At 46.4% G+C, this 24,181-nt stretch carries 25 protein-coding genes; all 25 read right to left on the bottom strand.

Going from position 1 to position 24,181, the window contains the following annotated elements:
* Position 1: 1 nt before the first annotated feature.
* The gene (locus ACZ5B7_RS29375) at positions 2–1,381 is read right to left on the bottom strand and encodes an NADH-quinone oxidoreductase subunit C (RefSeq protein ID WP_464492076.1); all 1,380 of its coding nucleotides are present in this window, start codon (positions 1,379–1,381) and stop codon (positions 2–4) included.
* 3 nt (positions 1,382–1,384) lie between these two features.
* Positions 1,385–1,897: a NuoB/complex I 20 kDa subunit family protein gene (locus ACZ5B7_RS29380; protein ID WP_213117142.1), complete on the bottom strand. Its 513-nt coding sequence runs from the start codon at positions 1,895–1,897 to the stop codon at positions 1,385–1,387.
* Positions 1,888–2,262, bottom strand: coding sequence for an NADH-quinone oxidoreductase subunit A (locus tag ACZ5B7_RS29385; protein ID WP_213117141.1), 375 nt, complete (start codon positions 2,260–2,262; stop codon positions 1,888–1,890). The genes ACZ5B7_RS29380 and ACZ5B7_RS29385 overlap by 10 nt, the downstream gene beginning before the upstream one ends.
* A gap of 748 nt (positions 2,263–3,010) precedes the next feature.
* The gene (locus ACZ5B7_RS29390; protein ID WP_464492077.1) at positions 3,011–3,418 is read right to left on the bottom strand and encodes a F0F1 ATP synthase subunit epsilon; all 408 of its coding nucleotides are present in this window, start codon (positions 3,416–3,418) and stop codon (positions 3,011–3,013) included.
* A 21-nt stretch (positions 3,419–3,439) separates the two neighbouring features.
* Complete coding sequence (gene atpD / locus ACZ5B7_RS29395; RefSeq protein WP_213148114.1) at positions 3,440–4,861, bottom strand: F0F1 ATP synthase subunit beta; 1,422 nt, start codon at positions 4,859–4,861, stop codon at positions 3,440–3,442.
* A 65-nt stretch (positions 4,862–4,926) separates the two neighbouring features.
* Positions 4,927–5,784 (bottom strand): ATP synthase F1 subunit gamma, encoded by an 858-nt coding sequence (gene atpG, locus ACZ5B7_RS29400; protein WP_213147978.1) that lies wholly within the window; start codon positions 5,782–5,784, stop codon positions 4,927–4,929.
* Between the two features lie 91 nt (positions 5,785–5,875).
* Positions 5,876–7,387, bottom strand: a complete 1,512-nt coding sequence (atpA, locus tag ACZ5B7_RS29405) for a F0F1 ATP synthase subunit alpha (protein WP_213147977.1) — start codon at positions 7,385–7,387, stop codon at positions 5,876–5,878.
* 16 nt (positions 7,388–7,403) lie between these two features.
* Positions 7,404–7,940 carry a F0F1 ATP synthase subunit delta gene (locus ACZ5B7_RS29410; protein WP_213117136.1) on the bottom strand — a complete coding sequence of 179 codons (537 nt, stop codon included), beginning with the start codon at positions 7,938–7,940 and terminating at the stop codon, positions 7,404–7,406.
* Positions 7,937–8,467 (bottom strand): F0F1 ATP synthase subunit B, encoded by a 531-nt coding sequence (locus tag ACZ5B7_RS29415; protein ID WP_423800111.1) that lies wholly within the window; start codon positions 8,465–8,467, stop codon positions 7,937–7,939. Before ACZ5B7_RS29415 ends, ACZ5B7_RS29410 begins: the two co-directional genes overlap by 4 nt.
* Before the next feature lie 107 nt (positions 8,468–8,574).
* Entirely contained in the window at positions 8,575–8,787 is a 213-nt protein-coding gene (gene atpE / locus ACZ5B7_RS29420) for a F0F1 ATP synthase subunit C (protein ID WP_027323467.1), read from the bottom strand.
* Positions 8,788–8,843: 56 nt separating this feature from the next.
* A complete protein-coding gene (gene atpB, locus ACZ5B7_RS29425; protein ID WP_213117134.1) occupies positions 8,844–9,557 on the bottom strand; it encodes a F0F1 ATP synthase subunit A in 714 nt (237 codons plus the stop codon).
* A 21-nt stretch (positions 9,558–9,578) separates the two neighbouring features.
* A complete protein-coding gene (locus tag ACZ5B7_RS29430) occupies positions 9,579–9,953 on the bottom strand; it encodes an ATP synthase subunit I (protein ID WP_213147975.1) in 375 nt (124 codons plus the stop codon).
* 2 nt (positions 9,954–9,955) lie between these two features.
* Positions 9,956–10,180 (bottom strand): AtpZ/AtpI family protein, encoded by a 225-nt coding sequence (locus tag ACZ5B7_RS29435; protein WP_378586938.1) that lies wholly within the window; start codon positions 10,178–10,180, stop codon positions 9,956–9,958.
* Positions 10,181–10,539: 359 nt separating this feature from the next.
* A complete protein-coding gene (locus ACZ5B7_RS29440; RefSeq protein ID WP_464492078.1) occupies positions 10,540–12,867 on the bottom strand; it encodes a S8 family serine peptidase in 2,328 nt (775 codons plus the stop codon).
* Between the two features lie 947 nt (positions 12,868–13,814).
* Entirely contained in the window at positions 13,815–14,444 is a 630-nt protein-coding gene (upp, locus tag ACZ5B7_RS29445; protein WP_213117131.1) for a uracil phosphoribosyltransferase, read from the bottom strand.
* Positions 14,445–14,604: 160 nt separating this feature from the next.
* Positions 14,605–15,846: a serine hydroxymethyltransferase gene (gene glyA, locus ACZ5B7_RS29450; RefSeq protein WP_464492079.1), complete on the bottom strand. Its 1,242-nt coding sequence runs from the start codon at positions 15,844–15,846 to the stop codon at positions 14,605–14,607.
* A 175-nt stretch (positions 15,847–16,021) separates the two neighbouring features.
* The gene (locus ACZ5B7_RS29455; RefSeq protein WP_464492080.1) at positions 16,022–16,588 is read right to left on the bottom strand and encodes a TIGR01440 family protein; all 567 of its coding nucleotides are present in this window, start codon (positions 16,586–16,588) and stop codon (positions 16,022–16,024) included.
* Positions 16,589–16,700: 112 nt separating this feature from the next.
* Entirely contained in the window at positions 16,701–17,147 is a 447-nt protein-coding gene (gene rpiB / locus ACZ5B7_RS29460; protein WP_464492081.1) for a ribose 5-phosphate isomerase B, read from the bottom strand.
* A gap of 240 nt (positions 17,148–17,387) precedes the next feature.
* The gene (locus tag ACZ5B7_RS29465; RefSeq protein ID WP_464492083.1) at positions 17,388–17,828 is read right to left on the bottom strand and encodes a low molecular weight protein arginine phosphatase; all 441 of its coding nucleotides are present in this window, start codon (positions 17,826–17,828) and stop codon (positions 17,388–17,390) included.
* 80 nt (positions 17,829–17,908) lie between these two features.
* Complete coding sequence (locus ACZ5B7_RS29470; RefSeq protein WP_464492084.1) at positions 17,909–18,466, bottom strand: manganese efflux pump MntP; 558 nt, start codon at positions 18,464–18,466, stop codon at positions 17,909–17,911.
* Positions 18,467–18,611: 145 nt separating this feature from the next.
* Positions 18,612–19,655: an L-threonylcarbamoyladenylate synthase gene (locus ACZ5B7_RS29475; protein WP_464492085.1), complete on the bottom strand. Its 1,044-nt coding sequence runs from the start codon at positions 19,653–19,655 to the stop codon at positions 18,612–18,614.
* Between the two features lie 186 nt (positions 19,656–19,841).
* Positions 19,842–20,288: a GNAT family N-acetyltransferase gene (locus tag ACZ5B7_RS29480; protein ID WP_464492086.1), complete on the bottom strand. Its 447-nt coding sequence runs from the start codon at positions 20,286–20,288 to the stop codon at positions 19,842–19,844.
* Positions 20,289–20,947: 659 nt separating this feature from the next.
* Complete coding sequence (gene spoIIR, locus ACZ5B7_RS29485) at positions 20,948–21,862, bottom strand: stage II sporulation protein R (protein ID WP_464494593.1); 915 nt, start codon at positions 21,860–21,862, stop codon at positions 20,948–20,950.
* A gap of 105 nt (positions 21,863–21,967) precedes the next feature.
* The gene (gene prmC / locus ACZ5B7_RS29490; RefSeq protein WP_464494594.1) at positions 21,968–22,837 is read right to left on the bottom strand and encodes a peptide chain release factor N(5)-glutamine methyltransferase; all 870 of its coding nucleotides are present in this window, start codon (positions 22,835–22,837) and stop codon (positions 21,968–21,970) included.
* Entirely contained in the window at positions 22,830–23,903 is a 1,074-nt protein-coding gene (prfA, locus tag ACZ5B7_RS29495; RefSeq protein ID WP_464492087.1) for a peptide chain release factor 1, read from the bottom strand. The genes prmC and prfA overlap by 8 nt, the downstream gene beginning before the upstream one ends.
* Positions 23,904–24,181: the final 278 nt, after the last annotated feature.

Consider the following 24,181-nt stretch of genomic DNA (forward strand, 5'->3'; position numbering starts at 1 on the left):
GTTACACCTCCACATCATACGGCTCATAGTCTTTTCTCAGTGGATAGCCAACCCATTCTTCGCCAAGCATAATCCGGTGCAGGTTTGGATGCCCGGTAAACTTGATGCCAAGTAAGTCGTATGCTTCACACTCAGGCCAGTCAGCGCCCGCCCAAACTGGCTGTAAGGATTCGATGATCGGCTCATTCCGGTCAATCTTCACCTTGAAGGCGACGGATTGACGGTTTTTGTATGAGTATAAGTGAACATAAATTTCCATATGTGTTTCAAAGTCAGTTCCGTGCAGCTCTGATAAATAGTCGAAGCCTAACAGCTCATTATATTTTAAAAATTGTGCAAGCTTAAAGTAGGCTTCCCGCTTCACCACAAGGGTAGGAACATCCTTAGATAGTTTATTAATATAAAAATCTTCTAAAACATCTGAACCCATGTTTTCTTCGATTACCTTCACGTACTTGTCTAGGTACGGCTGGTTCGGTGATGGTTTTGCTTCAGCTGCTGGTTCTGTAGCTCCTGCTCCGGCTGCCCCGCCTTTTGCTGCGGCTGCTTTGGCCTTTGCTGCAGCTACTGCGGCTGCCTTCGCTTTCGCGGCGGCGATAGCTTTTGCTTTTTCATCATCACCCGCTGGTGCATCTTCTGCTCCGCCTTCGCGTTTTGCTTTTGCTGCGGCTGCTGCTTTGGCCTTCGCTGCTGCGGCTGCCTTCGCTTTTGCTGCTGCCGCGGCTTTCGCTTTGGCGTCGTCTCCGCCTGCTTCTGCCGCAGGTTCTGCGCCTTCGTCCGCGCCACCCGCTAGCTCCATTGCTTTCCGTTTCGCTGCTGCGGCTGCTTTTGCTTTCGCTACAGCTGCGGCCTTTTTCTTCGCCAGGTCATCGGCGTCCCCGCCTGCTCCTGCGTCTGCTGCTGCCGGTGCTTCTGGTGCTGCAGCAGGTTCTGCGGCCTGGTCTGCATTACCGGCTAGCTCCATCGCTTTCCGTTTTGCTGCTGCGGCTGCTTTTGCTTTCGCTACAGCTGCGGCTTTTTTCTTCGCTAGGTCATCAGCGTCGCCCGCTCCTGCGTCTGCGGCTCCTGCGGCCTCTGCTGCTGGCTCTTCATCCGCAATCCCTTCGCGTTTCTTTTTCGCTAACGCTGCGGCTTTCGCTTTCGCAGCTGCTGCGGCTTTTTTCTTCGCTAAATCGTCAGCGTCGCCTGCTCCTGATGCAACAGGTGCCTTTTCCGGTTCAACAGGCTTCGGCTCAGCTTCTTGCTTTGGAGCAGCTGACTCAGCCGGCTTCTGACCTGGAGCTTCCCCGGCTGCACGGGCTGCTCGTTTCGCTGCCGCTTCGGCCTTTGCCTTTGCCACGGCCTCTCGCTTTAATTGTTCGAGATCTTTTTCCCCGCTCATTTATCAGGTCACCTTCTTCCCAGTCTTCGCTTCATAACGAATTTTTTCCTTCAATTTATTGATTCCATAAATTAAGGCAGCTGGGTTTGGCGGGCAGCCTGGGATATACACGTCAACCGGCACAATCTGGTCAACACCCTTGACGACGGAATACGATTTTATGTACGGTCCGCCAGCGGTTGCACAGGAACCCATCGCGATTACCCATTTTGGCTCTGGCATCTGGTCATACAAACGGCGTAAAATCGGCGCCATCTTTTTCGTAACTGTCCCAGAAACGATCATACAGTCAGACTGACGCGGTGATGGACGGAAAAACGATCCAAACCGGTCCAAGTCGTAGTGAGCCGCACCCACACCCATCATTTCTATCGCACAACAAGCCAGACCAAATGTCACCGGGTACAGCGAACTGCTTCGCGCCCAGGCCTTCACTTGCTCCAGCGAAGTCATAAACACATTCTGTTTTAACTCCTGCATCTCCAAATCGGTAACGCCATCTAGTTTTAGATCCATCGTAGCACCTTCTTTTTCCAAGCATACACTAGGCCTAATAATAGTAAGAATACGAAAATTAACATTTCGATCAATGCGAAAACGCCTAGCTTATCATAGGCAACCGCCCATGGATATAAAAACACCGTTTCCACATCAAAAATAACAAACATTAGGGCAAAAATATAATAGCGGACATTGAACTGTACACGGGAATCGTGAAATGGCTCAACACCGCTCTCGTATGTGGTCAACTTTGCTTCGCTAGGTTTGTGCGGACGCAAAAGCTTACCTAAATATAATGCCACCACCGGCAGCAACACCCCGAGACATAGGAACACGAAAACTATCAGATAATTATTCTGATATACATTCAAAAGTTCCATGCCTATCCCCTCCAATGTTGTGAATTTTCATTAATATGATTGTAACCGAATTCATTATAGCATTGTTACAAACCCATGTCGACAAGCCAATCCTTTAATTTGGAAATCTATTCACAAACTCAATTTCCAAATTAAGGCTGTTAAAAAACTGCCCCTCAAAAAGGTATTTTATTACATAATTTTTCGGGTCTTTAGTCCTCCGATTACCCCACAATGCCTCCTAATTCGACAACTACCCCTATTTAAAACCAAAATCCCGCCCGTGTCAGTGAGGTTTGTCATTTTTAGCCCAAACCTTTTTAAAAAATTACTGTTTGATTGGTTTTTCACATAAAAATTAGGCCAGACTTCGCAGTTTGTACTCCCCGCTCCCTACATTCATATTCCAAAAATCAAAATTCATTCATTTTAGGTTGGAAAGCAGACTTTTATAGCAGGTAATTTCCAGTCAATTGACAATACTTTCCGAATTTGAGCATTTACTTTCACTTTTTATGTACTTACTTTCTTGATTGGCCTATTTACTTTCCATTTATAGCAGTTTACTTTCCAGTTCAAGCCATTTACTTTCCTCTTCACAAAACTCAACATATTCTTTTGATGCATAAGAACCGTCCCCATGCCTCAATCCGTAACCCCAACAAAAATAAAAACCCCTCCGACCGGCGTCTATGGCCGGCCAAAGGGGTTGGATTCATTGTATTTACATATAAGTACGAGAACCGTATTATACAACCCGTATTATAGATTATCGGTTATCCGACACATTCAAACGGTTGACCGCGCGGCGCAATGCCAGCTCAGCACGTTTGAAGTCGACATGCTCCTGCTGCGCCTGCTGGAGACGCTGTTCAGCACGTTCTTTTGCACGCTGCGCACGTTCCACATCGATATCTGATGCTTTTTCAGCAGCCTGGGCAAGAACGGTTACCTGTTCAGGACGGACTTCTAAAAAGCCGCCGCTGACTGCGATTTGCTCTTGTTTGCCGCCAGCCAATTTCAAACGGACAGCACCGATTTCTAGTGGTGCCACCAATGGAATGTGGCCTGGCAAAATGCCTAGCTCGCCGCTTTTTGCTTTTGTACTCACCATTTCCACATCTGATTCATAAACCGGACCATCGGGAGTTACAACACTGACTTTAATCGTCTTCATATTTTACCCCTCCCTGAAAGGTTAGACCTCTACGCCCATGCGTTTTGCGGCCTCAACCACTTCTTCAATGCGGCCGACAAGACGGAATGCATCTTCTGGAAGATGGTCATATTTACCTTCAAGGATTTCTTTGAATCCTTTAACTGTTTCTTTAACAGGTACATATGAACCTGGCTGACCAGTGAACTGTTCAGCAACGTGGAAGTTTTGTGATAAGAAGAACTGGATACGACGCGCACGGGCAACGACTAACTTATCATCATCAGAAAGTTCGTCCATACCAAGGATCGCGATGATATCCTGTAATTCACGATATTTTTGTAATGTTTGCTGTACTTGACGAGCAACATTGTAATGCTCTTCACCAACAATATCAGGTGATAATGCACGAGAAGTAGAAGCAAGAGGGTCCACCGCAGGGTAGATACCCATTTCAGAAAGCTTACGCTCAAGGTTTGTTGTTGCATCTAAGTGAGCGAAAGTTGTCGCCGGAGCCGGGTCAGTATAGTCATCGGCTGGTACGTAAATCGCTTGGATTGATGTAACAGAACCTTTATTAGTAGAAGTAATACGTTCTTGCAATTTACCCATTTCAGTTGCAAGTGTCGGCTGGTAACCAACGGCAGATGGCATACGGCCAAGTAGCGCGGAAACCTCAGAACCTGCTTGTGTGAAACGGAAGATGTTATCGATGAACAATAACACGTCTTGTCCTTGCTCATCACGGAAATATTCAGCCATTGTCAAACCAGTCAAGGCAACACGCATACGTGCTCCTGGCGGCTCGTTCATTTGTCCGAATACCATCGCTGTTTGCTTGATAACGCCGGAATCTGTCATTTCGTGGTAAAGGTCGTTACCCTCACGAGTACGCTCACCTACACCTGCGAATACAGAAATACCGCTGTGCTCTTGCGCGATGTTATTGATTAATTCCTGGATTAATACGGTTTTACCTACACCGGCACCACCGAATAGACCGATCTTACCACCCTTAATATATGGAGCAAGAAGGTCAACTACCTTAATACCAGTTTCAAGAATTTCAACCTCAGTTGAAAGATTTTCGTATGTTGGTGCTTCGCGGTGAATGGAATCACGACGTGCACTTGCTGGAATTTCCTCTTTTAAGTCGATTGCTTCACCTAGTACGTTAAATACGCGGCCAAGTGTCGGCTCTCCAACTGGTACGGAAATTGGCTTACCAGTATCTTCTACTTCTAAACCGCGGGTTACACCATCAGTAGATGCCATCGCGATTGTACGAACTGTATCATCACCTAAATGAAGGGCTACTTCAAGGGTTAGGTTAATATCTACTTCAGATGCGTTTTGCGCTTTTCTCACGACTTTAAGCGCATTATAGATCTCAGGAAGATGACCATTTTCGAACTTAACGTCAACAACCGGACCCATAACCTGAAGAACATGTCCTTTGCTCATCATTTTTCCCTCCTAACTTACTCTTTGCAAAAACTATCAAATTGGCGCTAAACACCAAATACTTACTATTCTAACGCTGCGGCACCGCCGACGATTTCCGTGATTTCCTGCGTGATCGCCGCTTGGCGGGCACGGTTGAAGCTTAATGTCAGGCTTCGGATCAACTCGCCCGCATTGTCGGTTGCATTACGCATTGCCGTCATCCGAGCAGCATGCTCACTTGCTTTACTGTCTAACAGCGCGCCATAAATCAAGCTTTCGGCGTATTGTGGAAGAAGAACTTCTAAGATCTCTTCTGCACTTGGTTCGAACTCATAGGAAGTGAGCTTATGAGAAGTTGTAATATCCGTTAATGGAAGCAGTTTCTTCTCAGTTACTTCCTGTGAAATTGCACTGATATAGTGGCTGTAATAAACATATAATTCATCGAATGTTCCGTCAGAGAACATGCCGACAGTTGTGCTTGCAATGTCTTTAATGTCCTGGAAGCTTGGCTGGTCGTTAACCCCGACGATATCAAGGACAACGTTGTAACCCCGCTTCACAAAAAAGTCACGCCCCACTCGTCCAATCGCAATAATCGCAAATTCGTCATTGGATGTATGACGGCTTTTGATTGTTTGATGGACGCGGCGGATTACGTTACTGTTAAAAGCACCAGCAAGACCGCGGTCGGATGTTATCACGATGTAGCCTGTCTTTTTTACAGGACGATGGGTCAGCATCGGATGACTCACTCCGCCTGCACCAAGAGCAATCGATGCAGTAACTTCCTGGATTTTTTCCATATAAGGCACGAATGATTTCGCGTTCATAACACCGCGATTCCACTTCGCAGCAGAAGTCATTTCCATTGCCTTTGTAATTTGACTTGTCTTTTTCGTCGAATTAATCCGCGTTTTTATATCGCGTAATGAAGCCATTAGGTTCTCACCACCCTCATTCAAAGAATGTCAGGCGATGGCTAAAGACACCGGGTCTAAAAACCATCGCCGCCGTTCAAATTGCTAGACCTTATTGCTCAGAAGCAGCAAACGTCTTTTTGAAGTCGTTGATTGCTTTAGCCATATCATCGTCTTTCGGAAGATCCTTCGTAGTCGTGATTTGGTCTAACAGATCTTTACGGTTGTGGTCTAACCAGCTATGGAATTCTCCTTCAAAACGGCGAATATCCTGTACTGGAATATCGTCAAGGAAACCGCGAGTTAATGCATAAAGAATCATAACTTGCTTTTCAACAGATAGCGGCTTGTTAAGATCCTGCTTTAGAACCTCAACTGTACGCGCACCACGGTTAAGCTTTGCTTGAGTTGCCTTATCAAGGTCAGAACCGAACTGAGCAAATGCTTCTAATTCACGGTAGGATGCAAGGTCAAGACGCAATGTACCGGCAACCTTCTTCATTGCCTTGATTTGCGCAGAACCCCCTACACGGGAAACGGAAAGACCTGCGTTGATCGCTGGACGTACGCCAGAGAAGAAAAGGTCGGATTGTAAGAAAATCTGTCCATCAGTGATGGAGATAACGTTTGTTGGAATATAAGCAGAAACGTCACCTGCTTGTGTTTCAATAAATGGCAATGCTGTGATGGAACCAGCGCCAAGCTCATCATTTAATTTTGCAGCGCGCTCTAGTAAGCGTGAGTGTAAGTAGAATACATCCCCTGGATATGCTTCACGGCCTGGAGGACGGCGAAGTAACAAGGAAAGCTCACGATATGCAGATGCCTGCTTTGTTAAATCATCATATACGATTAATACGTGCTTACCGTTGAACATAAATTCTTCACCCATTGCAACCCCTGCATATGGTGCTAAGAATAGCATTGGAGCAGGCTGTGATGCAGATGCAGAAACAACGATAGTGTATTCTAATGCGCCATTTTTACGAAGTGATTCAACGGCGTTACGTACTGTTGATTCTTTTTGTCCAATCGCAACATAGATACAGATCATGTTTTGACCTTTTTGGTTGATGATTGTATCGATTGCAACAGATGTTTTACCTGTTTGACGGTCACCGATGATTAACTCACGCTGTCCGCGTCCGATTGGCACTAGTGCATCAATCGCTTTAATACCAGTTTGCAGCGGCTCATGAACGGATTTACGAGCCATAACGCCAGTTGCTACTTGCTCAACAGGGCGGGTTTTCTTTGCATTGATTGGACCCATGCCATCGATTGGTTGTCCTAATGAGTTAACTACACGTCCAATAAGTTCCTCACCAACCGGAACCTCCATGATGCGTCCTGTACGGCGAACCTCGTCACCTTCTTTGATGTCAGTGAAAGGTCCAAGAATAATGATACCGACGTTATTTTCTTCAAGGTTTTGTGCCATACCCATAACGCCGTTTGCAAATTCAACAAGTTCTCCGGCCATGACATTGTCAAGACCATGGATACGTGCGATACCGTCACCAACGGAGATAACAGTACCAACATCTGTCACTTGAATTTCTGCCTGATAGTTTTCAATCTGCTGCTTTATCAGGGCACTGATTTCTTCAGCTTTGATGCTCATGAGTTTCACCCCTTATCTACGATAACAATTTACGTTCTAAACGGCTTAACTTGCCGCGTAATGATCCATCATATATACGGTTTCCGATGCGAAGCATAACGCCTCCGAGCAAATCGGAATCCACGATATTTTCAATTCGTAATGATTTCTTCCCAATCTTAGCTGCAAATGTGGCAGAAATAGCTTCACGCTCCGCGTCTGAAAGCGGGCGGATGCTGGTCACTTCCGCTTCGGCAATGCCGAGTTCATCATTTGTCAACTCCGTGAATTGATTCACAACTTCCACGATTTCACCTTCACGATGGCGTTCGATTAGGATCAATACTGTATTTAAGACATATTGATTTACAGATGTAAAAGCGTTTTTCACAATCTCTTTTTTCTTTTCAATAGGAAGCTTCGAAGATTTGAGAACAGCTTTTAAATCAGGATTGTATTGTAAAACTTCCTTGACTACACGAAGTTCTTCTTCTACTGTACTTAGAATCTGCTGTTCCTTTGCAATTTGAAAAAGAGCCGACGCGTAGCGTTTTGCTACTAGTTGGTTGCTCATCGCCCTTCTCCTGCCTCTTTGATATATTCGTTAATAAGCGCATCTTGGTCCGCTTGAGATAATTCTCTTTCAATTACTTTAGAAGCAATTAACACAGACAAGGAAGCCACTTGTTCGCGAATAGCGGCAACAGCTTTTTCTTTCTGTTGTTCGATTTCAAGCTTGGCAGAATCCTTTTGGCGTTCCGCTTCTTGTCGGGCCGCTGCGATGATTTCCTCACGCTGGATATCGCCTTGCTTTTTCGCACTTTCAATTAAGCTCTGTGCTTCTGCACGGGCTTCTTTTAAAAGATTTCTTTGTTCTTCTAAAAGCTTCTTCGCTTCTCCGCGGCTTTCTTCAGCTGCGTTGATTTCACTTGCAATATGCTCTTCGCGCTGTTTCATGATGCCCATTAATGGACCCCACGCAAACTTTTTCAGCAATGCCAAGAGGACAATAAACACGATCAGTTGGAAGAAGATATCTCCATAATTAACGTGGCCGGCGCTATGCTCGGCTGCACCTAATACTAAACTGCTTGTTAACACCCTGGGTTCACTCCTTTCAAGAGTTGCTCACTATGCAAAAACAGACATAATAGAATGGCGAAGGTTGTCTCTTAAAAGTCCGCTTCGCCATTTGGAGTTTTTTAATTTTATCGGTTTAAGACCATGAACGCGATAACAACGCCGATGATCGGTAATGCTTCTACTAACGCAACCCCGATGAACATTGTAGTTTGTAGTAAACCACGTGCTTCTGGCTGACGAGCGATACCTTCAACTGTACGTCCTACGATAAGACCGTTACCAATACCTGCGCCTACTGCTGCTAGACCAATTGCAATTGCTGCTGCTATAAGATTCATTATTTTGTTCCTCCTTAAAATGTATAAATATGTTTTATTTTTTATAAAAAATTATATTAATGGTCATGACTCACTTTGTGTGCCATATAAACCATCGTTAACATAGTAAAGATGTACGCTTGGATGGATCCGACGAAGATTGAGAAGCCTTGCCATACAAGTGTAAGCGGAATGGCGGCGATTGTGCCGGCGATTCCTTGGTGTGCTAATCCCGCTGCCAAGAGCGATAGAAGCAATTCACCAGCGTAAATGTTACCGTAAAGACGCAGACCAAGCGTCAATGTGTTCGCAAATTCCTCGATAATCTTTAACGGGAATAAGAATTTCATTGGAGTGAAGAAGCCTTCTCCATATCCTTTTGCGCCCTTTAGCTTGACGCCGTAATAGTGGGTAAGACCCAAAATCATGACCGCTAGGGTTAACGTAATAATCGGGTCAGCTGTCGGTGATTTCCACCAAAGCTTATCGTCAACGACGATTGCGAAAGGAAGACCCAGCATATTTGATACAAAAATATACATGATTAATGTAATCCCCAGGATGTGGAATCGCCCGCCTTCTTTCCAATCCATTGTGCTGTTGATGATGCCTTTTACAAAGTCCATCACCCATTCCATAAAGTTTTGCATCCCCGTAGGTTTCATTGCCAGCTTGCGGGTTGCTAATACGGCAATAAGAAATACAATTGCACTTGCAATTGTGATCATAAGAACGTTTGCCCCGTTAAACCAGAGACCAAACAATTCAAACTCAGGAGCCCCATGATGCATATAAACTCACCTCGCTTCCCTTCACTTTTGAGCATGCAGAGCATGATAAAAATAATCTATCATAATGACAATATAGGCTGTCATTAGTCCCAAAACAACACTAACTATTTGAAAATAATCAGGGTATTCTAACGCAATCATTACCGCTATTGCCGAGATCGCCATTCTTTGCAGCGAGCCCAATGATTTGACCTTTTTCCCTGCCGAAACGGCTTTGTCGAATTTCTCTGTCTTTCTCACTAACATCCAAAGCATAATGAAGCTAAAGCATGTCCCAAGGATCAACCCAAGGAAAGTCGTTTTGTATGTAGTGAAGCCCCAGCCAAGAACATAAATGGACAACAAGTAAAACATCCATTTTCTCTGCCTGTTGTACATTTCTCTGAAATCTGGCATGGTTATTTATCTCCTGAATAGAAATGGCGGATTGAGACAAGCATAGAATAAACCCCTGCCGCAAGACCCAGGAGCAGTCCGATTATTAAGAATATTGGTTCTGTACCCCATTTTCCGTCCAGCCACCTTCCGGCAAAAATGCCAATCAGAATGGAGCCGACCAACTGGGAAACAATAGCAGACATTAAAGCCATGGCTTGAAAAGGATTGCGGTTCTTTTGCATAATAAAATCATCCTCACTGCGTAGAGAATGAAAAACAAAAGGTGATTATGATAAATCATGCGCGGGATTTTGTCAAATTAAATTTTGATGAAAACCCTACCATGCACACCCTTTGTTAGCATACAATAGGCACCATGCATTGTCAATGAATTTACGTGAATTATTCCACAAACAATTTCCCAATTTTTTTGCGATTTGGAAGTGAAAGTCAACACTCTTATTGTATTGTAATTTTTGAAGTTTTTTTGGCTATTTTGTGTCCATTTTGTGAACATTTCTTTCTGACTTTTTAAAAAATTTCCCAAAGGTTAGGTGGAATTTCAGGCGGCATTCTCACTTCGTTTGCCGCCCTAATTTTTGTCTTAATTTTTATAAATAGAAATCATCGTTTCAATAAAATCCTCTTTGCCCGCCTTTTTGGCGAAGACTTTGGCTCGGTAGGTCCCTTCGTATGGAAGGTCTTCAGCTTTGAAGGCTTTACGGATCAGTCCCTTCTTTACATCGGTGCTTGTGTCAAGAAAGCCGACAAAGCGGTAATCGTCAGGGTTGAATAAGGCGATTCCAAATTCCTCCGCTCCCCCCGGTACGTAGACCTCATACTGGTAAGTGCCTGGCTCATCTCCTTCTGCAAAATCAAAGCCCATAATCCGAGGGTATCCCGGCTCCTCAAGAACATACAAAAACGGGATATGGATGGACTGGCTCCCAGCATGTAAGGTTAGAAAACCATCGTGAATTTTCCCTTTGAAAATCTGCGGGTCGACGGCGAGCTCCACGGTAATTTCTTTTGTTTCTTTCGGCTCAAGTGTGAACGCGAGCGGGAAACGCCACTCCAAGCCGTCGATGTGCTGCGGGATGTCAAACGTGTAGCGTTTTGGACTGTCGCTGATATTTTCAACTTTTAATTGGGCTTTATGAACATTTTTCAGGCTGCTAAACTTTCCAAACCGAATGCTGCCCGGCATGACCAGCGATTCCGTCTGGATCGCGTCATCGACCTGGATGCGGCCGGCCCCCTGCTCGTATGTGCGGTAGTAGGGTCCGGGGCTAATCTTGGTTTTGTTTTGGTTCTTGCCGATTGGACCGATTTCGATTGGTTTCCGCGTTGTTCCCGGGCTCATGCTGCTGCTTGGCTCACCAGGTTCCTTTGCCAGCGGTTTGGCGGTATTCATCAGCGCCGCCTTAATCTGCTCCGGCGTCCAATCCGGATGGGCCTGCTTGATCAGTGCACAGGCGCCGGCTACATGCGGTGCCGCCATGCTCGTCCCCTGCAGGCTTAAGTAGCCGCCAGGAATCGTCGAATTGATGGCCACCCCTGGGGCAACGAGGTCCGGTTTGATATCCCATGTATCCGTGACGGGACCCCTGGAACTGAAGTCAGCAAGCCGGTCAATTTCTTCATTTATTTTGAGTCTTGCCGTCACACTGGTGTTTTTCAGTTTTTTTCGTAAAAATTCCCCCTCGCTTTTGGTAATCGACCCAATCGGTATAGCAGCAGGCGCATCGAGATTGCCGATAAACGTGCCCTTTAGATTGTTGGCGACCACGACGGCCTTAGCCCCGGCTTCATGGGCATTTTTTGCTTTTTCCGAAAAAGTCAATTCGCCGCGCTTCATTAGAACGATTTTCCCCTGAACGTTCTCGAGTTCGCTGGGTTGGCCGATGCCGCCGTCGACGATTGGGAGCGTCCGGTCAAGCGCCCAATTCCCCGACCCCTCCATTGGCTGAATCCGGAGCGGATTTTGCATTCCTTCTATTAATAGTTGGGGAATTTCCATGGTAGGCGTTGATGCGCCGACCGAAATTGCTTTCGCGGATGTTCCCGGAGAACCGACCGTCCACACATTTGGTCCGGAATTGCCCGATGCCGCAACGGCGACGATCCCATTTTCGACAGCACGGTCGAGCGCCTGACTGATTGGCAGGTCGGGACCGTTAATGCTGTTGCCAAGTGAGAGGTTCATGATGTCGACCTTGTCTTTGATGGCCTGGTCAATCGCTGCCAGCACCTGCTCCGTCGTTCCCCCGCCGCCTGGACCAAGCGCGCGGTACGCAACAATTTTTGCCTCCGGGGCCACGCCTTTGATTTTTCCATTGGCGGCAATGATGCCGGCGACATGGGTACCGTGGATCGTAGCCCGGCCTTGCGTGAGTGTTTCCATCGGGTCTTGGTCGTTATCGACAAGGTCATGGCCGCCCGCATAATTCCGGGCAAGGTCCGGATGGGTGTAGTCCACCCCGGTATCGATAACCCCGACCGTCACACCGCGGCCGGTCAGACGTTCATTCTTTTTTGAAAAAAAACCGCGCACCGCCTCGCCGCCAATGATTTTCACGCTTTCCTCGGTCTCGACCCGATACTCTGTTACCGGGGAGACATGCTGGATTTGTGTTTGCTGGCGGTTCCGGGTCTGGGCATCTAGACGGGCGATTGCACTTGGCGGCCCTTGAATCGAGAAACCGTTAATGGCCTTTTGGTAGACCCGGCGCAGCTTGATGTCTTTATAGGGTGCGAGCAGCTGCTTGATTTCCTGTTCTGTTTTCGGATGGTCAAGCATAACGATGGCGACGGTATCTTTTGTTGATTTTTGGATTGGGGGATGGATTAGGATTTTCGGTATGGCCGGGATGCCGGTGGTCCCAACATTAATAGTTCCGAAGGTGAGGAGCAGTGCGAGTACCAATTTCATGTGAAAATCCCCCTTTTTTCCATATCGTTTTCTTTGGAAGGGGAAAGTATGCAGGTAGCCTTGGATTCTAGCTCGTTATTTTTGTTGGTTATTTGCAATTTTTGGATTTACTTTCCGATTTTTATGATTTACTTTCCAAATTAAATCGGACACTTTCCACTTTGTGCCTTTTACTTACACTTTTTAGCGAAATACTTTCCAAAATCCCTATTTTACTTTCCAACCCTATTTTTCACGTGGAATTTCACACAAAAAGCCAGGCGTTCTGCCTGGCTCAGGTAACTTTTCAATTACCTTTTTTGAAGAATTTACATTTATTTGGATATACTTTCCGAATTGGGAGATTTACTTTCCAAATTAAATCGGATAATTTCCATTTTGTTCCTTTTACTTACACTTTTTAGCGAAATACTTTCCAAAATCCCTATTTACTTTCCAACCCCATTTTTCACGTGGAATTCCACACAAAAAGCCAGGCGTTCTGCCTGGCTCAGGTAACTTTTCAATTACCTTTTTTGAAGAATTTACATTTATTTGGATATACTTTCCGAATTGGGAGATTTACTTTCCAAATTAAATCGGATACTTTCCACTTTAATGCCTTTTACTAACACTTTTTAGCGAAATACTTTCCAAAATCCCTATCTTACTTTCCAACCCCATTTTTTCACGTGGAATTCCACACAAAAAGCCAGGCGTTCAGCCTGGCTCAGGTAACTTTTCAATTACCTTTTTTGAAGAATTTCCATTTATTTGGATATACTTTCCAAATTGGGAGATTTACTTTCCAAATTAAATCGGATACTTTCCACTTTAATGCCTTTTACTTACACTTTTTAGCGAAATACTTTCCAAAATCCCTATCTTACTTTCCAACCCCATTTTTTCACGTGGAATTCCACACAAAAAGCCAGGCGTTCAGCCTGACTCAGGTAATTATTATAGAATTATTTCGTCCCAAACAACCGGTCTCCAGCATCACCAAGTCCTGGTACGATGTAGCCATGGTCGTTCAGCTTCTCGTCAAGGGCAGCGATGTAAATGTCGACGTCAGGGTGCGCCTCTTTCAGAGCTTCAACGCCTTCTGGTGCGGCAATCAAGCACATAAATTTGATATTTTTAGCTCCCCGCTTTTTCAAGCCGTGAATCGCCTCAACGGCTGAGCCGCCAGTTGCGAGCATCGGATCAACTACGATGAAGTCGCGCTCTTCAACATCACTTGGAAGCTTGACGTAATATTCAACCGGCTTTAGCGTTTCCGGATCGCGGTATAGACCGATATGGCCCACTTTTGCAGCCGGGATTAATTTCAAGATTCCGTCCACCATGCCAATACCAGCGCGTAAAATTGGCACAAGGCCGATTTTTTTACCAGAAAGAATTTTCGATTTTGCCGGACACACAGGTGTTTCGATGTTAGTTTCTTCAAGCGGCATGTCTCTTGTGATTTCAAACGCCATCAGGGTTGCCACTTCGTCGACCAGCTCGCGAAACTCCTTTGTTCCTGTATGTTTATCACGTATGTAAGTAAGCTTGTGCTGAATGAGTGGATGGTCAAAAACATATACCTTTGCCACAGCGATCGCCCCTTTTTTAAAGATTTAATTTTTGCAGTCGTCTCATTTTACAGAAAAAAAAGCCCGCGAGCAACTCGCAGACTGATGTTAGATTTTTCTGAAACAAAAGGACGGTTCTTTCTGCCTCACAAAAGTGAGGCAGGAGAACCGTCCCCATGCATCAATATTCAGGGTAAAGGGTAAATTTGCTTGTTAATGCGTCAACTTGTTTGCGTGCTTCTTCAAGCTTTTCTTCGTCTTCGTGATTTTTCAACGTGAAGGCGATGATGGAAGCAATTTCGTCCATATCTTCCAACCCGAAGCCGCGGCTTGTTACTGCAGCTGTACCAATGCGGACACCGCTTGTTACGAATGGGCTGTTCTGGTCGAACGGAATCGTGTTTTTGTTAACGGTAATGCCGACTTCGTCAAGCACTTTTTCAGCCACTTTTCCGGTTAAACCAAGGCTTGTCACATCCACAAGCATTAAGTGGTTGTCTGTACCGCCGGAAACAAGCTTCAAGCCTTCTTTTTGCAGGCTTTCTGCTAAACGCTGAGCGTTCGCCACGATTTGACCCGCATATTCCTTAAAGCTGTCCTGAAGCGCTTCGCCAAAAGCAACAGCTTTTGCAGCGATAACGTGCATAAGCGGACCGCCCTGGATTCCAGGGAAGATCGACTTATCGATTTTCTTGCCCCATTCCTCAGAGGTTAGAATCATCCCGCCGCGTGGACCGCGAAGGGTTTTATGAGTAGTCGTTGTGACGAAATCAGCATATGGCACTGGGTTTTGGTGCAGACCTGCCGCAACAAGACCGGCGATGTGCGCCATGTCGACCATTAGGTATGCGCCAACTTCATCAGCGATTTCACGGAACTTCGCAAAATCGATTTCTCTTGGATACGCGCTGGCACCGGCCACAATCATCTTTGGCTTGTGCTCAAGGGCTTTCGCACGAACATCAGCATAATCGATGCGGTGTGTTTCTTTGTCGACACCATAATCAACGAAGTTATATTGAACACCACTGAAGTTAACTGGGCTACCGTGTGTTAAGTGGCCGCCATGGGATAAGTTCATGCCAAGCACGGTGTCACCTTGCTGAAGGACGGTGAAGTAAACGGCCATGTTTGCCTGTGCACCAGAGTGCGGCTGAACGTTGACATATTCTGCTCCAAAAATTTGCTTAGCGCGCTCGCGAGCTAAATCCTCAACAACATCAACATATTCGCAGCCGCCATAGTAACGGCGTCCAGGGTAGCCTTCTGCGTATTTATTCGTTAAAACGGAGCCTTGGGCTTCCATTACGGCTTCACTGACAAAGTTTTCGGAGGCAATCAGTTCAATTTTAGAACGTTGACGGCCCAATTCTTGCTGGATTGCTTGAAAAACCTGTTCATCGGCTTTAGGTAAATGGTTCATGATTCATTCCCCCTCATATGTAAATAAAAGACGTTAGAAAATTTCCTCTTTATTGTAACATGTTTTTTTATTATGTAAACACGTAAGATTTCATTTTTGTTATTTTTATCGTTCGTGTTTTACATAACAAATAAGTTACACTACAGCTAAATCGTTCGTGTTTAGTCAAATATTTCTAACTGCAGCTTGAATTAGCGTCGGTCCGTTCGTAAACCGCGCGGGCCCCGCCGATAAGTTTTGGTCTTGTTTTAGCCAGCGTCACATGGGCATGTCCCAGGAACTTTTGTTTAACGCGGACGGGGACGGCAACATGTTTCAGGTGCATGCCGATCAGGGTGCTGCCAATGTCAATGCCTGCCTCCGCCTTTACAAACTCGACCACAACGGCGTCGTTCATTTTTTCAAAAGCAAATGTTGCCATCGCTCCGCCTGCCTTCTGGACCGGGACGACCGAAACCTCTTCGAAGCCTCGCTCTATGGCAACCGACCGTTCCACCACGAGTGCCCGGTTCAAGTGCTCGCAGCATTGAAAGGCTAGGTGAACTCCAGTTTCAGTTTGGAATTTTTGCATTTGGCGAAAAATCATTTCGGCTACTTCAATCGTTCCGGCCGTTCCGATGCGCTCGCCAATTACCTCGCTGGTGCTGCAGCCGATCACGAGAAGCTGCCCCGGACTCAAGGATGCCTGCTCCTTAAATTCCGTTAAAATTGCTTCAAGTTCGTTCTCCCATTGCTGAATCATACCCATTGACCTCCCATCATTCATGTTCCAAGAGTCCTGGCCCCGCCACTTTAATATTACTCTCTTGGGGGACCTTTCTCCAGCCACTCCGCTGCTTAATCCGATGTGGTTTCTATTGGTGTTTATCCTCATAATCCGTGATTTTACCGACGCGGTTGGAGTGACGTCCACCTTCAAATTCGCCAGTGAGCCATATTTGGGCAATATCACGGGCCAGTCCAGGACCGATGACGCGTTCGCCCATCGCCAAGATATTGCTGTCATTGTGGGCACGTGTTGCTTTTGCACTAAAAGTATCGTGCACAAGTGCACAACGGACACCTTTCACCTTGTTAGCGGCAATGCTCATGCCAATTCCTGTCCCGCAAATTAAAATCCCGCGGTCAAACTCGCCGCTCGCTACCTTTTCCGCTACAGGCAGGGCATAATCCGGATAATCAACAGACGACTCGCATTCGCAGCCAAAATCCACATACTCAATCTTTAATTCCTCAAGCAAGCTGGCAATTTCCTTACGAATATTCATGCCGCCATGGTCAGACGCTAAAGCCACTCTCATCTCAAAAATCCCCCTATTCATAACATCAATCTGTACTTAATTTTGACATACAGCCTTAAAAATATAAAGCAAGAACACCGCAACGAAATCAAATAGTAAAAAACCCTACGAAAAACAATAGAATTCTCACAATGGAAAAAAATGTGTCCATTCCACATGGACAAAATGACAATTTGTCCATGCTTGGTCCCTTTACCTAACATAGAAAAAGGCCAAGAGTAAAACACTCCTGACCTTTTTCTATGGCTTTATTTTTTCAATCGCTTTGTCAATCAGCTTATCGAGTTCTTGGTAGGTTTCTTCATAGATAGAGAGGCTGCCGCCGTACGGATCGGTGACGTCGTGGTCGAAATCTTCTCCTGTAAATTCCTTTAATGTAAACACTTTTTCAATCGCCTTTGGGTATTGCTGCTGGATGGCGAACTTATGCGAGGTTGTCATGGTTAAAATCAAATCTGCCCAGTCGACCTCATCACCAGACAGCAAGGTGGAGCGGTGATTTTGCGTAATCTTGTTGTTCGCGAGCACCTCTTTTGCGTTCGCCGAGGCATCGCTTCCGCTTGCGGCATAAATTCCGGCGGACTTGACCTCGATTCCGTCCAGCTGTTTATTTTTTAAAATGGCCTCCGCCATCGGACTCCTGCAGGTATTTCCTGTACAAACAAATAATATCCGCTGCATATGTACGCCCCCTTCCCCACCTATTATAGAACAATTTTCCACATTCAAACCGTTGCAAATGTCCCTTTTACAAAAATTTCTTATAAAAACGCAGCCATCAGCTTAATGCCGAACGCCAGTAAAATCGCTCCCCCAAGCGCCTCGCTGTAGGCACCGAGCCAGCTCCGGACTTTTTTGCCCAAAAGCAGGCCTGCCCATGTCAGCACGGTGGCCATAACACCGAAACAAATCAGGACCAAAACAGTTTTTGCCCCATAAATCCCCAGCGTCAAACCGACGGAAAAGCTGTCCAGACTTACGCTCAACGCAAAAAACAAAAGGCCAAAGCCGACCGGCGTAATCACCTTTTCATCATCGTCCTTCAGGCTCGACCAAATCATCTGCACCCCTAAAAGGATTAACAACAGGCCGCCGATAAAGGAGGACAGCGCTCCAAATTGTTCCGATAAAAATCTTCCAGCCGTCATGCCAGCTAGCGGCATCAACACATGAAAGATTCCAATGATAATTCCTATTTCAAATATTTTTCGAAGCCGCAATTTGTACATCCCCATGCCAAGGCCGACTGAGAAAGCATCCATTCCTAGAGCCGCTGCCATCAACATGAGTGTGATAATTTCCCCAACCATTTCAGACATTCTGACTTCTCCCCCTTGGACTAACTATTTCAGCATATGCACGTCCAAATAGGTTTAGAAGCCAAGCTGGGAAATTAGCGGAAAGCCTTTTTTTAAAAAAAGACCAGTCCTCCATTTAAAGAGAACTGGTCTAGATGGTTATTTTTTATTCCTTGATCACTTTATTCCCGGCCGCCTTTTCCAACCGGTTCATAATGGCATATCCCACGCCTTCATACGGGAACATTTCGCTGAAAATCACATCGACCTGCTGCTCATTGAATCGACGCAAAACATCGTAAAGCGCAGCTGCGACGGTCTCGAGCTCAGCGCGTCTTCCACAGGTGAGGACGACATCAGCTTCGTACTCGTCTGCATGCTCCTCTGTCGTCAGCACCCCGACACGCAAACCTTCCGTACGTTTTTCGGCAGCAAGCCCCTGCAAAAATTCCCGGGTGCCTGACACCAAATAGAGCGGTGCATTTGGCGCGTAGTGGCGGTACTTCATACCCGGCGCCTTCGGTTTTGCCGCTTCATTTTTTAAAGCTGGGTCGATGTGGACCTCTCCTATTACCTCCTCAAGCTGCTCCTTGGTCACCCCGCCTGGCCTTAATATGACCGGAAAGGTTTCCGTACAGTCGATGACAGTTGATTCGACACCGACTCCGGTCGGACCTCCGTCCACCACGCCGGCAATTTTTCCTTCAAGATCATCCAGCACATGCCCGGCCGTTGTCGGGCTCGGTTTACCCGAGGAATTCGCACTTGGTGCGGCAATCGGCAGCCCGCAGGTTCGGAGCAGCGCCAGTGCCACCGGGTGGTCCGGCATCCGCACTCCAACCGTCCCGAGACCCGCTGATGCTTTTTCCGACAGCACGCCTTCCTTCATTTTAAAAATAATCGTCAGCGGCCCAGGCCAAAACTTATCCATTAGGATGGCCGCCTTCTCAGGAACCTCTGCCACAAAGCGGTTCAACTGTTCCTGTTCAGCAATGTGGATAATCAGGGGATTATCCGCCGGCCGCCCCTTTGCTGCAAAAATTTTCGCGACAGCCTCATCATTCTCGGCATTCCCGGCCAACCCATAAACTGTCTCCGTCGGCATCGCGACGACTTCATTTTCCCGCAAAAAATGGGCGGCATCCACAATATGTGGATTATTTTCTAAATTATCCACATACTTATCCACTTTCCAGACTTTTGTGTTCATTTTATCCACCTTCAAAACCTATCTCGTTTTTTATCGAATTTTGACGAATTTCGGCGTATAGACTCATATTTTTCGCATGATACGTTTGAAAGTATAAAAGAAGGCAGACCTAAACACAAGTGATATCCACAAATTGTGCATAACTTACCCGAAAAAGTGGATAACTTTGGCGATATATCCACAATATTATATCGTTAGTCTCAAAAACAACGAGTTATCCACATTTAAAACGTGTCGAATGTGCTCAGATTGATAAAACCCGACCGGCAGTTCCCCCCGCCCAATCTTCTCAAACCCCATCAGTTCAAAAAACGGCAACGCCGCCCCCTTATTTGTGGCCAAAAACAAGCTTTCCATTCCCTTTTCTTTAGCGAGCTTCACCATTTGGTCAAACAGAACGAAGATTTCCTTTTCAGCTTGCCCCGCCGTGACCACAAGCGAGCGCAGCAGCCCAAACTGTTCACAAACCTCCATTCCAAGCGATCCGACCAGCTCTTCCTGCTCGTCCTCTAGCAACAAAAACCATTCTATCGTTTCATCAGTCAGCCCATCCGTCCCAAGATTAGCCCTCGTAAGAAAGTTCCTCAGCCTGTCCAAATCCCCTTTAGTTGCCTTGCGAATCAACGCCTGCATCCCATCCACTCCCATTTTTCAGATTCTACTCTATGAATATGAAAAAATAGAAAAAGTAGAACAGTTTGGGGCTATTTCTAGCATATTTTTTGGACATTCGGACCTAGGAGAGAGAGTATGGGGACAACTCTATTCAATTTTTAGTCAGGAATGTCCGGATCAGTTCACCTTCGGACAGAATAGCTTGAAAAAGCGGCAGAAGTGTCCGAACCAGTCCAACCTTCGGACAGAATAGCTTGAAAAAGCGGCAGAAGTGTCCGAACCAGTCCAACCTTCGGACAGAATCACTTGAAAAAGCGGCAGAAGTGTCTGAACCAGTCCAACCTTCGGACAGAATCACTTGAAAAAGCGGCAGAAGTGTCCGAACCAGTCTAACCTTCGGACAGAATCACTTGAAAAAGCGGCAGAAGTGTCCGAACCAGTCTAACCTTCGGACAGAATCACTTGAAAAAGCGGCAGAAGTGTCCGAACCAGTCCAACCTTCGGACAGAATCACTTTAAAAAGCGGCAGAAGTGTCCGAACCAATGCACCCTTCGGACGAAACCGCTTGAAAAAGAAGCAGAGGTGTCCTCATGAACCCTATATGAGAACACTTCCTCTCAATTTTCCAATCCATTTGTCCTCATACACACAAAAAAACAGCCCCCTCACAGAGCTGTTAGTTAAAAAGCTTATTCCACATCTCAACCACAAAGAATTTCACTTTTACCGGCTGCTCGTCCTCCGAAACGTAAACTGGCTTATCCTTCTTTACTGGTTTCTTAACCACAGTTGCTTCAGCCTTTTCTGAATCCTGCTTCTTCACCACAGCCGTTTCCGTTTTTTCAAAATCCCTGCTCTTCATCACAGGTATATCATCAGTATCCTTAACTGAACGCGTCTCGTCAAAGTCCGGCCTTTGCACCTTTTTTACCTCAGTATTCTCTTTCTGAAAAGCTACTTCCTTTTTTCCTTCCACAGACTTTGTTTTCACACCGGACCGCTTCTCTTCCACCCGGACGGCTACAGGAGCTTCCTCTTTCGCTTCCGCAACAGCAGCCGTTTCTTTTTCCTCAAACCCTTCACTGACAGCTACCCCATTTGAAAAATCTAGGAAGCATAGCGGCGGGTACAGCACGCACCACCAGTTCGCCCCTTCACCCGCACCCAACGTAATTAACACTGCTTGATACTTTCCTGCAGGATACAAAAACTGACCATACAGCTTCGTCGGGAACTGCACCTTGCCAAACTCTACCTTGACCGACTGATCCGAACCTGAATCGCTAACCACCTTTTCGGCAATCCCTTGAATCTCTGGCAGATGCCCCTTGATCACCTTGCGAGCCTCTTCCATCGAAGTTAAATCCTGCACCCACAGTGTAATCTGTGCGTTCACCGCATCGCGGACCTTGCGCTTAATCGCCTGATCCTCTTCAAAATCGCTGTTAGCCAAAATCCTTAAGCGAATCGCCTCTCCTGGAATCACAATCGACTCCTTCTGAGCTGCTTCTGTTTTCGGCATATATAAATTTAGCATTGTCGCTAACGATAAAACCACCAAATATCCCCAAACTACCAGTTTCCCTCTCATCTCTAGCACCGTCCCTTCCCTTTGCCTTACCATTGTGGACAAAATGCCAGAATCTTAAACTATTAAATTTTACTATTTTTAAGATACAAAAAAAGCCCCGGGTCCTCAGCCCCCGAAGCCAATCTCCGCAAACACCATCCGGTCCTTGCCGTTAATATCATTCACTACTTCAACCAAAACATTCTCAAATGCTTTTCGAAAAAGCTCCGCTACCGCTTCGCCCTGACCGGCCCCAATCTCGAAACATACCAGCGCGCCCGGCGCGAGCACCTGCGGCAGCTCCACCATAAAGCGGCGGTAAAAATCCAAGCCGTCCGCTCCAGCAAAGAGTGCCCGGTGCGGCTCATACTCCGTCACTACCTCGGACATCTCAGCCATGTCAGCAACCGGAATATACGGAGGATTCGACACCACTACATCCAGCATCTCACCGGCCGCCATAAACGGTTGCAATAAGTCACCTTGGATGAATTGGACCTCCGCGCCAAGCAGGCGGGCATTCTCTTTCGCAACATCTAGAGAGGCTTGTGCAATATCAGTAGCAGCAACCCTTAAGGACGGCTGCTCCAATTTTAAGGTAATGGCAATTGCTCCACTACCTGTTCCAATATCAGCAAGCCTAATTTCCTCGCGCTCACTAAATAGCCGGCCGATCCGCTGCAATGTCCCGTAGACCAGCTCCTCCGTCTCCGGCCTTGGAATGAGCACTTCCGGCGTAACCACAAACGTCCGACCATAGAACTCCTCCGTGCCAATAATATATTGCACCGGAACTCCCGCAGCGTGTTCGTGGACTACTTTTTCAAAAAGCTCCCACACTTCAGGCTCCAACTCCTCGCGCACATTGGCAAACAACTGCGACCGCGTCATGCCGGTAAAATGCCTTAGCAGCAATTCCCCCGCATTTTCATCCCGTCCTGCTTCAACTAAAAAAGAAGAAGCCCATTTCAGAGCTTCGAATACCTTTTTACTCATTTGATGCATTTTCCAATCTTCTCGCTTGGTCATCGAGTACCAAAGCTTCAATAATTTCATCGAGCTTACCTTCAATAATTTGGTCAAGCTTTTGGATTGTTAACCCGATGCGGTGGTCAGTCACCCGATTTTGCGGATAGTTGTACGTACGAATCCGCTCGGAACGATCACCGGTACCAACGGCAGATTTCCGCACTTGGTCATACTCAGCTTGGGCTTCCTGCTGGAATTTATCGTAAACCCGTGCACGCAGAATTTTCATCGCTTTATCCTTGTTCTTATGCTGCGAACGTTCGTCCTGAGATGTTGCGACAATACCGGTTGGAATGTGCGTCAAACGAACCGCTGACATTGTGGTGTTAACGCTCTGTCCGCCCGCACCGCTTGATGCAAACGTATCAAAACGGATGTCTTTATCATGAATCTCAATATCAAATTCTTCGACTTCCGGCAGGGCTGCCACCGTAGCAGTTGAAGTGTGAATTCGGCCGCCAGACTCGGTTTCAGGCACACGCTGCACCCGATGTGCGCCATTTTCAAATTTCAATTTGGAAAACGCGCCATGGCCTGTAATCATGAAAATAATCTCCTTAAAGCCGCCAAGTCCAGTCTCGTTGGCATCAATCACTTCCGTCTTCCAGCCCTGCGCTTCCGCATATCGGCTGTACATGCGGTATAGCGTACCGGCAAATAGGGCCGCCTCTTCACCGCCTGCTGCGCCGCGGATTTCCATGATAACGTTCTTGTCATCGTTAGGATCCTTCGGAACAAGCAAAATCTTCAGCTTCCCTTCAAGCTCTTCAATCTGCGCCTCAAGCTCGCTGACCTCTTCCTTGACCATTTCGCGCATTTCCGCATCAAGCTTGTCCTCAAGCATCACCTTTGCGTCCTGCAGCTGAGTTTTTGCATCTTTATACTGGCGGTACACTTGCACAGTCTCCTGCAGGTCCGCCTGTTCCTTCGAATAATCACGAAGCTTTTTAGAATCATTTATAATTTCCGGATCGCTCAGCAGCTCATTAAGCCGCTCATAACGGTCCTCTACCGATTGTAGACGATCAAACACAGTCATTCACCTCAAATTAAATTCAAAACTTCTATCTAAACACCCGCAACACCGGGCCGAAAATTGTCCATAACATTCTAATTATAGTATAGCTAAAAACCCGCGTCAATGTGATGCATGGGTGATGCATGGGGACGGTTCTTGTGCCTCACAAATTGATGCACAGGGACGGTTCTCATGCCTCACAATTTCTGTATCGTATCCGAACTGATACTCCAGGAAAGTAAAATAGGAAAGTTGGAAAGTATTTGTTCAAAAAATGTAAGTAAAACCGGCAA

This window comes from Neobacillus sp. S1115, from assembly GCF_055385565.1.